The 14,880-nt window shown below is 60.3% G+C and carries 10 protein-coding genes and 1 pseudogene; 5 read left to right on the forward strand and 6 right to left on the reverse strand.

The window, feature by feature from the left end:
* Positions 1-24 precede the first annotated feature (24 nt).
* The gene (locus HA46_RS00710; RefSeq protein ID WP_033789695.1) at positions 25-909 is read right to left on the reverse strand and encodes a DMT family transporter; all 885 of its coding nucleotides are present in this window, start codon (positions 907-909) and stop codon (positions 25-27) included.
* A 182-nt stretch (positions 910-1,091) separates the two neighbouring features.
* Here HA46_RS00710 and HA46_RS00715 point away from each other — a divergent pair, with 182 nt between their 5' ends.
* A complete protein-coding gene (locus HA46_RS00715) occupies positions 1,092-1,820 on the forward strand; it encodes a glutamine amidotransferase (RefSeq protein WP_084881885.1) in 729 nt (242 codons plus the stop codon).
* On the opposite strand, the gene HA46_RS00720 is transcribed toward HA46_RS00715, so the two are convergent.
* Positions 1,808-2,371, reverse strand: coding sequence for a class I SAM-dependent methyltransferase (locus HA46_RS00720; protein ID WP_084881886.1), 564 nt, complete (start codon positions 2,369-2,371; stop codon positions 1,808-1,810). The two genes, HA46_RS00715 and HA46_RS00720, sit on opposite strands and share 13 nt — an antisense overlap.
* 234 nt (positions 2,372-2,605) lie before the next feature.
* Between HA46_RS00720 and exaC the strand changes: the two genes are divergently transcribed.
* Positions 2,606-4,126 (forward strand): acetaldehyde dehydrogenase ExaC, encoded by a 1,521-nt coding sequence (gene exaC / locus HA46_RS00725; protein WP_033789699.1) that lies wholly within the window; start codon positions 2,606-2,608, stop codon positions 4,124-4,126.
* 180 nt (positions 4,127-4,306) lie between these two features.
* Positions 4,307-4,486 (forward strand): hypothetical protein, encoded by a 180-nt coding sequence (locus tag HA46_RS00730; protein ID WP_084881887.1) that lies wholly within the window; start codon positions 4,307-4,309, stop codon positions 4,484-4,486.
* A gap of 215 nt (positions 4,487-4,701) precedes the next feature.
* On the opposite strand, the gene fumA is transcribed toward HA46_RS00730, so the two are convergent.
* Both fumA and HA46_RS00740 read right to left on the reverse strand, forming a co-directional pair.
* Positions 4,702-6,348, reverse strand: coding sequence for a class I fumarate hydratase FumA (gene fumA, locus HA46_RS00735; RefSeq protein WP_084881888.1), 1,647 nt, complete (start codon positions 6,346-6,348; stop codon positions 4,702-4,704).
* A 154-nt stretch (positions 6,349-6,502) separates the two neighbouring features.
* Positions 6,503-8,011, reverse strand: a complete 1,509-nt coding sequence (locus HA46_RS00740; protein ID WP_033789887.1) for an anion permease — start codon at positions 8,009-8,011, stop codon at positions 6,503-6,505.
* Positions 8,012-8,590: 579 nt separating this feature from the next.
* Between HA46_RS00740 and HA46_RS00745 the strand changes: the two are divergent.
* Positions 8,591-11,370 (forward strand): annotated as a pseudogene (locus HA46_RS00745) (flavocytochrome c).
* A 78-nt stretch (positions 11,371-11,448) separates the two neighbouring features.
* Positions 11,449-12,423 carry an FAD:protein FMN transferase gene (locus HA46_RS00750; RefSeq protein ID WP_084881889.1) on the forward strand — a complete coding sequence of 325 codons (975 nt, stop codon included), beginning with the start codon at positions 11,449-11,451 and terminating at the stop codon, positions 12,421-12,423.
* Here HA46_RS00750 and dcuR read toward each other — a convergent pair.
* Both dcuR and HA46_RS00760 read right to left on the reverse strand, forming a co-directional pair.
* Positions 12,404-13,123 (reverse strand): two-component system response regulator DcuR, encoded by a 720-nt coding sequence (gene dcuR / locus HA46_RS00755; protein WP_033789705.1) that lies wholly within the window; start codon positions 13,121-13,123, stop codon positions 12,404-12,406. The genes HA46_RS00750 and dcuR overlap by 20 nt on opposite strands.
* Positions 13,120-14,733 carry a sensor histidine kinase gene (locus HA46_RS00760; protein WP_033789706.1) on the reverse strand — a complete coding sequence of 538 codons (1,614 nt, stop codon included), beginning with the start codon at positions 14,731-14,733 and terminating at the stop codon, positions 13,120-13,122. Before HA46_RS00760 ends, dcuR begins: the two co-directional genes overlap by 4 nt.
* Positions 14,734-14,880: the final 147 nt, after the last annotated feature.

A 14,880-nucleotide genomic window follows, 5' to 3' on the forward strand; every position in this document is an offset into this window, starting at 1 on the left:
TATCCAGAGCATAGCACCGCTTTTTCAGCGACGGCGCAGACGCGGGAAGCGCGCGTGCATGCGCAGGCTGCGCAGATTGATGACCGCTATCGCCGTGCCGCACACCACCAGCGATGCGCCGATGATTTTAAAGCTGTTAAGGCTGTCCCCCAGCACCACGATGCCCATCAGCACCGACAACACCGGCGTCAGCAGCGAGTAGGGCATGATCAGATTGACGTTGTACTGCTTCAGCAGCCCGTACCAGAGGGTATAGGCGACAATCGACGAGGCGAGCGCGCTGTAGAGAATGCCGAACCAGCCGCGCCATCCCGCCTGGCTGAGGGCGTAAAACTGGTGCGACTCCATCACGAAACTCGACAGGCCGACGATGGGCACCGCCAGAAAGGCGATCCAGCCGGTCATGGTCAGCGGCTTGATCGGCGGCGATTTTTTCACAATCAGATTGCTGACCGCCCAGCCGGTGGCGCTGCAGAGCAGGATCGCCAGCACCCACCAGGCGGGGATGGTCGGACTGCCGGAGAGCACCGCCACGCCGCACAGTGAGATGGCGATGCCGACCAGCTGAATCGCCCTCAGCCGCTCTTTCAGCACCGCCATCGCCAGCAGCATGGCGATCGGCGTGCCGAGCTGCACCACAATTGCGCCGGTGCCGGCGTCGGTATAGCGCATGCCCACGAACAGCAGCGAGAAGTGCATAAAGCCGAAGGTAAAGGCGAGCGCCAGCAGCCAGGGAAGCTGCTCACGCGTGATGCGGCAGAAAGGTATCAGCACAATCGCCACCACCACAAAACGCATGCAGGTGAGAAACAGCGGCGGCAGCTCCAGCAGGCCCCACTTCACCGCCACGTTATTGAATGCCCAGATAGAGACCACCATCAAAATCAGAAAAAAATGCCGCAGAGCCACAATCCCGTCCTTCGCTGTTGTTTTTCGCCACGCCCTAATGATGGCACGAAGCGAGGAGTCGCCGACAGGCGATGACAAATATTTTTCTGTTATGACAGCGGCTGGAAAATCATAAGACAGGCCGCCGCTTTGCTGGCAGACTGGTTCACCGAGACGCTAACCTGCCAGGGAACCCATTCGGTATGACTTCCACTTCCTCTTTGCCCCTTGCCCTGATTCAACTTGAAGTGCCGCCTGCCATCGTGGTGGAACGTATTGGCGAACAGCCGCGCTGGTTTATTGACGCGCTTGATCTGCAACCCGATGACTATCTCATTGTGCGCCCGCACCTTGGCGAATCGCTGCCGCAGTTTGACCAGATCAGCGGCGCGATCCTGAGCGGCTCCTGGGCGATGGTGACCGACCACGCCGAGTGGAGTGAGCGCAGCGCGGCGTGGGTGCGGGCGGCGATCGACGCTAAGCTGCCGCTGCTGGGCGTCTGCTACGGCCACCAGCTGATGGCCTACGCGCTGGGCGGCAAGGTGGCGGATAACCCCAACGGCTGGGAGCGCGGCCTGCTGCCGCTGACGTGCAAAGCGGCGATGCAGCGCGACGCGCTGCTCTCGGCGCTGCCGGAACGCTTCAGCGCCTGGCTGTCGCACCGCCAGTCGGTGATCGCTCCGCCGCCGCAGGCGCAGGTACTGGCCACCTCTGAGAAAGATCCCTGTCAGATCCTGCGCTACTCGCCGCAGGCGCTGTCGGTGCAGTTTCACCCGGAATTTTCACGCCATATTATGAGCGCCTGCCTGTCGCCCGACGTCAGCGATAGCGTCGCGGATGCGGACATCGAAGGCGCAGACTGGGCGCGGCAGCTGCTGATGGCGTTCTGGCAGCAGACGCGCCCACAGCCGAGCCAGGCTCAGGGCGCGTAGCTGCGCCGACAGCGATAAACCCAGGCGGGCGGCACGTTTTTCAGCACCCGCTGACGCTGCCAGATAAAGTAGCGCGAGAGATCGGGCTGGGTGAGGGAGGTGTACTGAAACTGCACGAAAACGCCGTCCGGGCCAAGCGCCTCGAACGCGGCGCGCAGAATGTCGTCGCGCAGCGCCGGCGGCAGCGACAGCAGCGGCAGGCCGGAAAAGATCGCGTCATACTCGCCTGTCAACCAGGCCGCCGAACAGTTGCGCACCTGCAGGCGCGCATCCTCCAGCGCGCGCAGCTTATCCGCCAGCGGCGCGCTGATCTCAAAGGCATCCAGTTTCGCCTGCGGCTGCATGCGCGCCAGCAGATGGCGCGTCAGCACGCCGTCGCCAGCGCCGAGTTCGGCGACGCGCAGGGCGCTGCGCCAGCAGACGCTATCGCTCATGGCGCGGCACAGCGCCGCCGATGAGGGCGTAATGCTGCCCATCTTGCGCGGATGGCGAATAAACTGATGAATAAATTCTGTTTTTGCGCGCATAAGGGTAAAAGCCGAAGCCAGCATGTCACTCTCTCCTGTGATTAACCTTCTCTGTTGACCCTGTTTCGGCCCGAGGTTTCGCTTTTTTTCCGCGCCTCGGCTTATTCTCAGAATTATCCGTGCGCACGGGCGGCGCGCTTTTCCTTTGCGGCGGTCACAGTTTCCGACTGCAACATCTGACAGGCTGGGTTTGTTCATTCATTGTTAACGACAGGTTTCATTGTTGTTTCAATTACAGCCATGTTAAGGAGATTCACCATGCGTTACGCCTCTCCCGGGGAACAGGGTTCTCTGATTCAGCTGCAGAAAACCTACGGCAACTTTATTAACGGCGAATTCGTGACGCCGGTGAACGGCAACTACTTCACCAATACTTCGCCGGTCAACGGTTCGGTCGCGGGGGAATTTCCGCGTTCGGACAAGGCGGATGTGGATAATGCCGTCGCCGCGGCGCACGCCGCCGCCGAAGCCTGGGGTAAAACCTCGCCCCAGCAGCGGTCGCTGGCGCTGCTCAGGATCGCCGATCGGCTGGAACAAAATCTGGAATATATGGCGGTGAACGAGACCTGGGATAACGGCAAACCGGTGCGCGAAACGCTGGCCGCCGATATGCCGCTGGCGGTGGATCACTTCCGCTATTTCGCCGGCTGCGTGCGCGCGCAGGAGGGCACCGCCGCCGAGATCGACGAGTTTACCGCCGCCTACCATTTCCATGAGCCGCTCGGCGTGGTGGCGCAGATAATCCCCTGGAATTTCCCGCTGTTGATGGCGGCGTGGAAGCTGGCCCCGGCGCTGGGCGCGGGCAACTGCGTGGTGCTGAAGCCGGCCGAACAGACGCCGCTGAGCATTACCCTGTTTGTCGAGCTGATCAAAGATCTGCTGCCGCCCGGGGTGCTGAACGTGGTGCACGGCTACGGCAAAGAGGCGGGCGAGGCGCTGGCCTCTCATCCCGACATCGCCAAAGTCGCCTTTACCGGCTCCACTGCGACCGGCGGCCATATTCTTGAGCTGGCGGCGAAGAGCATGATCCCCTCAACCGTCGAGCTGGGCGGCAAATCGCCGAACATCTTCTTCGAAGATATCATGCAGGCGGAAGAGAGCTTTATCGAGAAGGCGGCCGAAGGGGTGGTGCTCGGCTTCCTGAATCAGGGCGAGGTTTGTACCTGTCCGTCGCGCGCGCTGGTGCAGGAGTCGATCTACGAGCCCTTTATGGCGGCGGTGATGAAGCGCATCAAAACCATTAAGCGCGGCGATCCGATGGACAGCGAAACCATGGTCGGCGCGCAGGCGTCGCAGCAGCAGTTCGACAAGATCCTCTCCTATCTGGAGATCGCTCGTCAGGAGGGGGCGGAGGTGCTGACCGGCGGCGGCGTGGAGAAGCTGGAAGGCGCTCTCGCCAGCGGCTACTACATTCAGCCGACGCTGCTGAGGGGCGACAACAGCATGCGCGTCTTCCAGGAGGAGATTTTCGGGCCGGTGGTGGGCATCACCACCTTTAAGGATGAGGCGGAAGCGATCGCTATCGCCAACGACTCGATTTACGGGCTGGGCGCAGGCGTCTGGACGCGCGATATCAACCGCGCCTACCGCGTCGGCCGCGCCATCAAGGCAGGACGCGTCTGGACCAACTGCTATCATCTCTATCCGGCGCACGCCGCCTTTGGCGGCTATAAAAAATCGGGCATCGGGCGTGAGACGCACAAGATGATGCTGGACCACTATCAGCAGACCAAAAACTTGCTGGTGAGCTACAGCGTTCAGCCGCTCGGTTTCTTCTGATTTCCCGGTCTGCGGCGCGCTGCTCTCTGGGCAACGCGCCTTTTTTATTTCATATTAATCCCGGCGCATTTCGCGTTTTTTCGACCCATTGTTAACTGTCATAACCGCGTAAGATTGCTATGGCATGGTCAGGACGGTGGTTCCTGACGGGCCTGAGGCCGAACTGAATAAGGAATGTTGATGAACGAATTTTATAGCGTGCTGACTGAACATGATGAGGTGCTGGACGGCGTGGAGTACAGCATCATTGCGGTTAATCTACCGGGTCGTCAGGCGGTCTATATGCTCGATCGCTATGACGCCGATTTACTGCTGGCGGCTGAGGCGAGCGATTCAGCAGACGTGCCGCGTTTCTGGTAACGTGCTGTAGTGTCACATGAGTACAAGGCACCTGAAACAGATTGTTGCAGGCAGCTCTGAGGCTTAATACGCGGCTGGCAGGGTTCGAGGAGCAAAGCGGCCCGCGACAGGGATGTCGCGGGCCGGGCGAGCAGGGATGCGTCAAGCGCCTTTGCGACCGAATCCTGCCAGCCGCGTGAGCACAAAGGTCACGCCTTCTACGAGGTATTTAAGGTTTACTTCACGCAGCGCGCGCAGGTGCTGTCCTGAATCTGCTTAAAGAAGTCGTTGCCTTTGTCGTCCACCAGGATAAACGCCGGGAAGTTCTCAACCTCGATCTTCCAGATCGCCTCCATCCCCAGCTCGGCATACTCCACGCACTCCAGCTTTTTAATACTCTGCTGCGCCAGCACCGCCGCCGGGCCGCCGATGCTGCCGAGATAGAACCCGCCGTGCTTCTGGCAGGCGTCCGTCACCTGCTGGCTGCGGTTGCCCTTCGCCAGCATAATCATGCTGCCGCCGTGCGACTGCAGCAGATCGACGTAGGAATCCATGCGGCCAGCGGTGGTCGGGCCAAGCGAGCCGGAAGCGTAGCCTGCCGGAGTCTTGGCCGGACCGGCGTAATAAATCGGGTGATCTTTCACGTACTGGGGCAGCCCTTCGCCGCTGTCGATACGCTCTTTCAGCCTGGCGTGTGCGATATCGCGCGCCACGATAATGGTGCCGCTCAGCGAGAGACGCGTAGAGACCGGATAAGCGGAGAGCTGCGCCAGAATCTCTTGCATCGGCCGGTTAAGATCGACGCTCACCACGCCGCCTTCGCCCTGCTGACGCAGCGCTTCCGGAATATACTGCGCCGGGTTGTCCTCCAGCTTCTCGATCCAGATGCCGTCGCGGTTGATTTTCGCCTTGATATTGCGGTCCGCCGAACAGGAGACGCCCATGCCCACCGGACAGGAAGCGCCGTGGCGCGGCAGGCGGATCACGCGGATATCGTGCGCGAAATATTTGCCGCCGAACTGCGCGCCTAGGCCGAGCTGCTGGGCCGCCTCCAGCAACTCCTGCTCCAGCGCCAGATCGCGGAACGCCTGGCCATGCTCGTTGCCGCTGGTCGGCAGGCTATCGTAATAGTGCGTCGAGGCGAGCTTCACGGTCTTCAGCGTCGCCTCTGCCGAGGTGCCGCCAATCACGAACGCGATGTGATAGGGCGGACAGGCGGCGGTGCCGAGCGACATCATCTTATCCACCAGATAATTCTTCAGCTTGCCGGGCGAGAGCAGCGCTTTGGTCTCCTGGTAGAGATAGGTTTTGTTGGCTGAGCCGCCGCCCTTGGCGATGCACAGGAACTTATATTCGTCGCCGTCAGTGCTGTAGATATCGATCTGCGCCGGCAGGTTGGTGCCGGTGTTCACCTCGTTATACATATCGAGCGCGGCGTTCTGCGAATAGCGCAGGTTATCTTCGATAAAGGTGTTATAGACGCCCTGCGACAGCGCGGCTTCGTCGCCGCCGCCGGTCCAGACGCGCTGGCCTTTTTTGCCCATAATAATCGCCGTGCCGGTATCCTGGCAGGTCGGCAGCACGCCTTTGGCGGCGATCTCCGAGTTGCGCAGAAACTGCAGGGCGACATATTTGTCATTCTCGCTCGCTTCATCGTCGGCGAGGATAGAGGCGACCTGCTGCTGGTGCGCCGGACGCAGCATAAAAGAGGCGTCGTGAAACGCCTGCTGCGCCAGCAGGGTCAGCGCTTTGGGATCGATCTTCAACACCTCTTCGCCTTCGAAGCTGGCGACGGAGACGTGCTCGCGCGTCAGCAGATAGTACTGGGTGTCATCGTGGGACAGTGGAAAGGGCTCTTGATAGTAGAAAGGTTTGTTCGACATCTCGGCTCACTTATGCGGCGGCGGCGGCTCGCGCAGCGCGAGACGAACAGCCGCAAATATTGTTGGTTTTTATTTCGCCAGCCGCGCGGGACGCGGCTGGCGTAAGCTGAAGGGAAAGGATTTTACACTTTATTAACCTGTTTCGTCGCCTGCTTTAGAACAACATGACCATCCACGGGTAGGCGATCAGCATCAGCAGCACCAGGAACAGCAGGCCGAAAATGGTGCCCAGACGCCAGTAGTCTTTGGTCGGCAGATAGCCGCTGCCGTAGTAAATCGGGCTGGGGCCGGTACCGTACGGGGTGATAATCCCCATCACGCCAAGCGAGGTGCAGAGCATCAGGCAGAACACCGGCATATTGATGCCCGGGATCGCTGCGGCGATGGTCAGCATCGCCGGGAGCAGCGCGGTGGTGTGCGCCGTGGTGCTGGCGAACAGGTAGTGCAGCAGGTAGAAGGCGATAAGCAAGACCACCGCGGAGACCTGCGGGTCGTAACCCTGCAGCAGCATGCCGCCCTCTTTACCCAGCCAGGCGATAAAGCCGACGCGCGCCAGGCCATCCGCCAGCGCCACCAGGGTGGCGAACCAGGCGAAGGTATTCCACGCCGCCTTGTTGCTGGTGATGTCGCTCCAGTTCAGCACGCCGGTCCAGAGCATCAGTATGATAACCAGCAGCGCAGCCATCGCAGGCTCGATCCAGGCGGTGGCGAAAATCCACATCAGCAGCGCGCACACCACGAAAATCAGCAGCAAAATCTCATTGCGCGACAGCTTGCCCAGCTTTTGCAGCTCGGCGGTAGCCCAGCGCGGCACTTCGTCGTTGACCTTCACTTCCGGCGGATAGAGCCAGTACGCCAGCAGCGGCATGGTCAGGATCAGCAGCACGCCGAGCGGCAGGAAGGCGAGAAACCACATGCCCCAGGAGATATCGAAGCCCACGACGCTTTTCACCAGCGCCAGCGCCAGCAGGTTCGGCGCCAGCGCCGACAGGAACATAGAGCTGGTGATACAGGCGGCGGTAATCGCGACCCACATCAGATAAGAGCCGATGCGGCGCGCGCTCGGGTCATTGGGTTTAGAGCCGTAGAGCGGCGGCAGGTTGGCGATAATCGGGTAGATGGTGCCGCCGCTGCGCGCGGTGTTCGACGGGGTAAAAGGCGCCAGCAGCAGGTCGGCGAAGGTAATGGCGTAGCCAAGCGTCAGGCTGCGACGGCCAAGATACTTCACCAGAATCAGCGCCAGGCGGCGGCCGAACTGGGTTTTATCGTAGCCGGCGGCGAACATAAAGGCGCCGAAAATCAGCCAGACGGTAGAGTTGCCGAAACCGCTTACGCCCCATTTAAAGGCCTCGGTAGCGACCTTGAAGCCCGGCTTCGCCAGCTCGGCGGGGCTAAACAGCACGAACTGGCTGAAGAGGGCGATGACCACCACGCCGGTCAGGCCGATGACCGCCCCCGGCAGCGGTTCGAAAATCAGGCCGACGATAACGCCGACGAAAATGGCGAAAAAGTGCCAGGCGTAGGGCTCGAGCCCGGCGGGCGTCGGCACCAGCAGTAGCAGGACGGCGACCACGATGGGCAGGGCCAGCATGATCCAGCGTTTGTGTTGTCCCGGCGGCGGGACGGGCGCAGGTTGCGCGGCTTCGTTCAGCGTCGTTTTCATGTTCATAGTGAAGGTCTGCAAGTTAAAAAAGAAGAGGGTACCGGCTTTGTTGATGCGCTGCGTATTATTCTCGCGGGGAGAACGCCTTCAGCAAAACCTTATTGAATAACGTCTTCATGTGACAACTTTATTAAATAAACTTTTGCGCCGTGGCTATATGATGCGCCTGCCATAATAGTAAATTTTGATCTAGATCAAAGAGTGAGTTTGCCTTTTAATTGCGTTAAAAACTTTAAAATTTTTATTGGGCTCTTAAGACGATTCCGAAGCAACAGGCGGCGTTACTGGCGCTTTTTTGTGCAAGTGCCGCTTCTGTCAACTTATTGATAAAGATGTATTAATTTTTGATTATAACAATAATTTGATTTTTTCAGCGCTTTCGCTAACATTACTATAACTAAAATCTCAGCCTTTGCAAAATAAATAACCCGGATACTTCAAAAAGTTTTAAAACTATATTCGTTACTTTTGTATCTAAAGTTACTGGTATATTAGTGGCATTAAGCCGGACCTTTTAATTATCGCCAGAGCGCCTCGTCCGCAGAATTTCTCAGCTTTTAATTTCCGGAGTTAATCTAAATGAATACTCGCACCCCGCTTTTAAATCCGCTGACTTTGCCCAACGGCGCGGTATTAAAAAATCGTCTGGTCATGGCGCCGATGACCACCTGTACGGGATTTTACGACGGCACGGTGACCAGCGAGCTCGTGGAGTACTATCTCGCGCGCGCGCAGGCACGCTTGGTACGGTTATCGTCGAGTCCTGTTTTATCGATAACAAAGGGCCCGCCTTTCCCGGCGCTATCGGCATCGACAGCGACAACAAGATCCCCGGACTTGCCCGCATCGCCGACGCGATTAAATCGCAGGGCTCGACGGCTATCCTGCAGATTTACCACGGCGGCCGCATGGTGGAACCGGGGCTGATCGGCGGCAAAACGCCGGTGGGCCCCAGCGCCATTGCCGCACCGCGCGAAGGCGCGACCACGCCGCAGGCGCTGACCGCCGATGAAGTCGAGGTGATGATCACTAAATTCGGCGACGCGGTGAACCGCGCCATCAAGGCGGGCTTCGACGGCGTGGAGCTGCACGGCGCCAATACCTATCTGATTCAGCAGTTCTTTTCCCCTAACTCCAACCAGCGCGACGACAAGTGGGGCGGCAGCCGCGAAAACCGCGCCCGTTTCCCGCTGGCGGTGCTGGATATCGCCCATAAAATGGCGGAGCGCATCGCGCATAACACCTTTATTATCGGCTATCGCTTCTCGCCGGAAGAGATCGAAGTGCCCGGCATTCGCTTTGCCGACACGCTCTATCTGCTGGAGAAACTGGCGGAGCGCGGCCTCGACTACGTGCACTTTTCCATGGGCCAGCTGCTGCGTCCCTCTATCGTCGATACCCGCGATCCGACGCCGCTGATCGACAAATATATCGCGCAGCGTTCCGAACGCCTGGCGAAGGTGCCGGTTATCGGCGTCGGCGGCGTGGTGAATAAAGCCGACGTGGAGATGGCGCTGGAGCACGGCTACGATCTCGTGGCGATCGGCAAAGCCTGCATCGCTTACCCGGACTGGGCGGATCGCGTGCTGAACAACGAGCATCTCGACCTCTATATCGACAGCACCCAGCGCGAAGCGCTGATGATCCCGGAACCGCTGTGGCGCTTCTCGCTGGTGGACGCGATGATCCGCGAGGTCAGCGCGCCAGGCCGCAAATACAAGGCGGGCGTCTACCAGGAGAAAGTCGAAGCGGAAGCGCTGAAGCTGAAAATCAACGTCACCCTGGATACCGACCGCATCACCGATATTTCGATGGTGCCGGACGATACGCTGGACGTCGATTTCACCGAGACCTTCGAAAGCCTGCGTAACCGCATCCTGGTGGCTAACAGCCCGCACGTCGACGCCATCAGCGGCGCCACCACCCAGAGCGAGGCGCTGAAAAAAGCGGTATCGCGCGCGCTCTCCACCTCCAGCAAAGAGTATGTGATTGAAGAGGGCGGCAACCCCGCTGCGCCGCAGAACTACGACGTGGTCGTGATCGGCAGCGGCGGCGCGGGCCTGGCGGCGGCGATTCAGGCGCACGACGAAGGCGCGCGCGTGGTGATCATCGAGAAGATGCCGACCATCGGCGGCAACACCATCAAAGCCTCAGTAGGGATGAACGCGGCGGAAACGCGCTTCCAGGCGATGAAGGGCATCAAAGACAGCAAAGAGCTCTTCTATCAGGAGACGCTGAAAGGCGGGCAGCATAAAAACAACCCGGCGCTGCTGCGCGAGTTCGTCGAGCTGGCGCCGGAGGCGATCGACTGGCTGGCGGATCACGGCATCGAGCTTAACGATATCACCATAACCGGCGGCATGAGCATCGACCGCACGCACCGCCCTGCAGACCGTTCGGCGGTTGGCGGCTACCTGATCAGCGGCCTGGTGAAAAATATCAACAAGCGCAACATCGAGGTACTGCTCGATACCTCGGTCGCTGAAATTCTCACCGAGAACGGCGCGGTAACGGGCGTGAAGGTGGTGGATGAGTACTACGACAGCCGTATCCTCTATGCGAAAAGCGTGATCGTCGCGACCGGCGGCTTCAGCGCCAACCGCGAGATGGTGGTGAAATATCGCCCTGAGCTGGACGGCTTCGTTACCACCAACCACAAAGGCGCGACCGGCAGCGGCATCGCCATGCTGCAGAAGTTGGGGGCGGATACGGTCGATATGGGCGAAATCCAGATCCATCCCACCGTCGAGCAGACCACGTCGTATCTGATCTCTGAATCGATTCGCGGCGGCGGCGCTATCCTGGTGTCGCAGGAGGGCAAACGCTTCTTCAACGAGATGGAGACCCGCGACAAGGTTTCCGCGCAGATTATCGCGCTGCCGGAGAAAAGCGCCTGGGTGATCTTCGACGAACAGGTGCGGGCGAACAACAAAGCGGCCGATGAGTATATCGCCAAGGGCTTTGTCATCAGCGCGCCAACCGTAGGCGAGCTGGCGGTGAAGCTCAATATGGAGCACACCACCCTTGAGGAGACGCTGGCGCGCTACAACCAGTTCGTGGTGGATCAGAAGGATGAGGATTTCGGCCGCACCACCGCGCTACGTCATCCGCTGAACCAGGGGCCGTTCTACGCCATCCGCGTCGCGCCTGGGGTGCATCACACCATGGGCGGCGTGACCATCAATACCGACACCGCGGTGCTCGACAGCAACAAACAGGTGATCCGCGGCGCCTGGGCGGCGGGGGAAGTGGTCGGCGGCATCCACGGCGCCAACCGTATCGGCGGCAACGCCGTGGCGGATATCATTATCTTTGGTATCCTTGCCGGACGTAACGCGGCGGCCCTGGCGCGCGGCTAGCCCGCTATCGGCAACGGCGCGTCGGGCAACGCTACCTGGCGCGCCGGTGCCGGATCCACTTTGACAGCCGAGGCGAGTATGTCAGCCGACGAAGGCGTTTACGCCTATTCCGCAGTACTGATGGGGTCGCCCATTCTTCTTAAGCTTTTCGAGGACAATGCGGCGCTGGCCGCGCAGGTCTTCCGGCTTATCCGTCATCAGGAGAATATCCTCACCGTCAACCGCGCCCACTCCGAGGTGATGGCGATCAACCACGCCGCAGGCAGAGAGCCGGTCTGCGTCAGCCGCGAAGTGTTCGATCTCATTCAGTGCGCGCACCAGGTCAGTCTGCTGCCGCACAGCCTGTTCAATTTCACTATCGGCCCGCTGGTCAAGCGCTGGAAAATCGGCTTTCAGGGGCGCAGCGTGCCGCCGCAGGGCGATCTGGAAAAGCTGATGGCGCTGACCGATCCGCGCGAGGTGGTGCTGGATCCTGAGCGGCGCAGCGTGTTTCTGCGCCAGCCGGGCATGGAGATCGACCTGGGCGCTATCGCCAAAGGCTATATCGCCGACCTGGTGCGCAGCTTTCTGCGCCAGCAGGGGGTGGAAAGGGCGCTGATTAACCTGGGCGGCAACGTGCAGACGCTCGGCGCGCCGCCGCAGGCCGCCGGCTGGTCTGTGGGGCTAAAAACGCCGTTCGGCCAGGCGGACGAATTAATCGGCGTGATTGAGGTGGCAGGGAAATCGGTGGTGACGTCTGGGGTCTACGAGCGCTACTTCGAGCGGGACGGCCGCCTCTATCACCACATACTCGACGCGCGCAGCGGCTATCCGCTCGACAACGAGCTGCTGAGCGTCACGGTGGTTTCCGACCGCTCGATAGATGGCGACATCTACACCACGCTGCTCTACGGGCTGGGGGGAGAGCAGAGCCTCGCGGCGCTGCGCGACGCGCCGCACATCGAAGCGATTTTCGTCACCCGCGACCAGCAGGTGATCTGCTCCTCGTCGCGCCAGTTCGCGTTTCGTCTGCACGACCGCCGCTATCAGCTGACTACTGACAATACTGCCTGAGCAGCGAATGGTATTCCGGCTGCAGGCGGTAGCGATAGACCGGGCGGCCGGTCGCCCCGTAGTGGATGCTGGTGAAGAGAATATTGATCTGCGCCAGCCAGATCAGGTATTTGCGGCAGGAGACGCGCGAGATATTGACCTCCGCCGCCAGCTCGTCGGTGGAGAACTCGCTGCCGGGATGGGCGTCGATCCACTGGCACAGGGTGCGCAGCGTCTGCGGCGTCAGGCCTTTCGGCAGCCGTTTGCTGTCGTTGCTGGTGGGCGGATTGCCGTGGATCAGCTGGTCGACTTCCGCCTGCTGGTAGTAGAGATGGGTATCCATCAGCGACTTCTTCTGCCGCCAGTTGGTGAGCGCCTCTTCAAAACGCGGGAACTGAAAGGGTTTGATCAGATAGTCCACCACGCCGTAGTGCAGCGAGGTTTTGATGGTGGCGGCGTCGGCGGCGGATGAAATAATGATCACCTCGACAGGCTGTTTCGCCTCGCGCAGCTCCGGCAGCAGATCCAGCCCGTTCTCATGCTGCAGATAGATATCGAGCAGCACCAGATCCACGGCGGGTTCGCTGTGAAGGATCATCTCTTTCGCCTGCTGCAGCGTCGACGCCGTGCCGACGCAGTGAAAGCCCGGCACCTGCCCGACGTAAACGCGATTCAGCTCGGCGACCATAGCGTCATCATCGACCACTAACACATTGATCATGCGGTTTTGTTGCCTCCATCCCAGGGAAGTTGTACAAAAAATTGGGTAAACACGCCGGGTTCCGACTCCACGCTGACGCTGCCGCCGAGGCTTTCCGTCTGCTGCTTCAGCAGATAAAGCCCGACGCCGCGATCCTCGCCTTTGGTTGAAAAGCCTTTGTCAAAGATAGCATCCAGCTGGTCGGTCGGGATGCCGGGCCCGTCGTCGCTGACCTCGCAAGCCAGCCAGCCGTTCTGGTAGTGCAGCATCACGTGGATATCGCCGTTGTGTTCACTGCCCAGCGCGTCGAGCGCGTTCTCGATCAGATTGCCGAGCACGGTGATCAGCACGGCGATCTGCTGCTCGTTGCCGATATCGGGCAGGAAGCTGGCGTCGCTCAGCGTCAGGCGATGGCCGCTGTCCGAGGCGCGGTTGATTTTACTCAGCAGGAAGCCGGCGATTACCGGCGACTTGATTTTGTCGAGCAGCGAACCGATTTCGGTCTGGTAGTTGTTCGCCGTTTTCAAAATATAGGCTTCGACCTGCGCATAGTTTTTCATGTGCAGCAGGCCGAGGATCACGTGCAGCTTATTCATAAACTCATGCGAGCGCTCACGCAGCGCGTCGACGTAGTTTACCATGCCGCTCAGCCGCTGCAGCAGCCGCGTGATTTCGGTTTTATCCCTGAAGGTGCAGACCGCGCCGATAAGCCGCTGCTGGCTGTAGACCGGCACGGTGTTGCTCAGCAGCACGTGGCCGTTGATATTCAGCTCTTCGTCGCGCCGCGCGCGGCCGGTTGCCAGCGTCTCCTGCAGCTGAGCGTGAATGACGCTGGCGTCCTCCATGCTGCCGGAGCTCTCCTCCGTCAGCAGCTTTTGCGCCGCCTCGTTGATCAGCGATACCTCGGCATGGGCGTCCACCGCGATGACGCCCTCTTTGACCGAGTGCAGGATCGCCTGGCGCTGCTCGAACAGCGAGGAGATCTCCCAGGGTTCGAGCCCGAAGAGAATGCGCTTCAGGGTTTTCACCAGCGCCAGCGTGCCCAGCGCGCCCGCCAGCGCGCCGATCAGGATGGTCCAGATAATGCTCCAGCGGCTCTGGTTGATCTGATCGCTGACCGCCTCCAGCGAGATGCCTATCGACACCACGCCGATCTGCTGCTGCTGCGCGTTGTAGACCGGCGTAAAGACGCGCAGCGCCTCCGCCAGCGAGCCGCGATTGACCGAGACGTTCTCTTTGCCCTGCAGCGCCGGATTGATATCGTCGCCGATAAAGTGCTGGCCAATCAGCGCCGGATTAAGATGGGAGTAGCGGATGCCCTGCATATTGGTCACCACCACGAACAGCAGATTGTTATGCTGCTGCGCTGCGCGGGCGACAGGCTGGATAACGCCGGCGTCCGGCGGCCCGCTCAGCGCCTGCTGGATGGCGGGCACGTCCGCCAGCGTGCGCGCCACAGCCATCGCCTTGTCTTCCAGCTGCTTCTGCGTGGCGCTGCCGATCTGAAAGAAGTAGAGCAGATGCACGCTGAGCAGCACGAAGGTCACTACCGCGCCGATCATCAGCGTGACCAGCGTGCTGAGCTTCATATGTTTTTTGCGGGTCCGGTTGCCTTGCGGTGTGTCGCGCATCGTCGGTCCTTTGTCGGAAAGCGGTGGGGTATTATCGCTTTCTGGGGGCCTTTGCAAAGGCTTTTAGCGCGAAGCGGGGTGAGCCGTTGGTTAGCGCATGTCGGGCGGGCGAGAAGCGGCCGGATTTAGTACGAAAAATATACGGCT

Source organism: Pantoea septica (genome assembly GCF_002095575.1).
Classification (GTDB): Bacteria; Pseudomonadota; Gammaproteobacteria; order Enterobacterales; family Enterobacteriaceae; genus Pantoea; species Pantoea septica.

Excerpts from the sequence above, each read along its gene's own strand:
- HA46_RS00715 (WP_084881885.1), top strand. The coding sequence starts at position 1,092 with ATGACTTCCACTTCCTCTTTGCCCCTTGCCCTGATTCAACTTGAAGTG.
- HA46_RS00720 (WP_084881886.1), bottom strand. The coding sequence starts at position 2,371 with ATGCTGGCTTCGGCTTTTACCCTTATGCGCGCAAAAACAGAATTTATT.
- exaC (WP_033789699.1), top strand. The coding sequence starts at position 2,606 with ATGCGTTACGCCTCTCCCGGGGAACAGGGTTCTCTGATTCAGCTGCAG.
- HA46_RS00730 (WP_084881887.1), top strand. The coding sequence starts at position 4,307 with ATGAACGAATTTTATAGCGTGCTGACTGAACATGATGAGGTGCTGGAC.
- fumA (WP_084881888.1), bottom strand. The coding sequence starts at position 6,348 with ATGTCGAACAAACCTTTCTACTATCAAGAGCCCTTTCCACTGTCCCAC.
- HA46_RS00740 (WP_033789887.1), bottom strand. The coding sequence starts at position 8,011 with ATGAAAACGACGCTGAACGAAGCCGCGCAACCTGCGCCCGTCCCGCCG.
- HA46_RS00750 (WP_084881889.1), top strand. The coding sequence starts at position 11,449 with ATGTCAGCCGACGAAGGCGTTTACGCCTATTCCGCAGTACTGATGGGG.
- dcuR (WP_033789705.1), bottom strand. The coding sequence starts at position 13,123 with ATGATCAATGTGTTAGTGGTCGATGATGACGCTATGGTCGCCGAGCTG.
- HA46_RS00760 (WP_033789706.1), bottom strand. The coding sequence starts at position 14,733 with ATGCGCGACACACCGCAAGGCAACCGGACCCGCAAAAAACATATGAAG.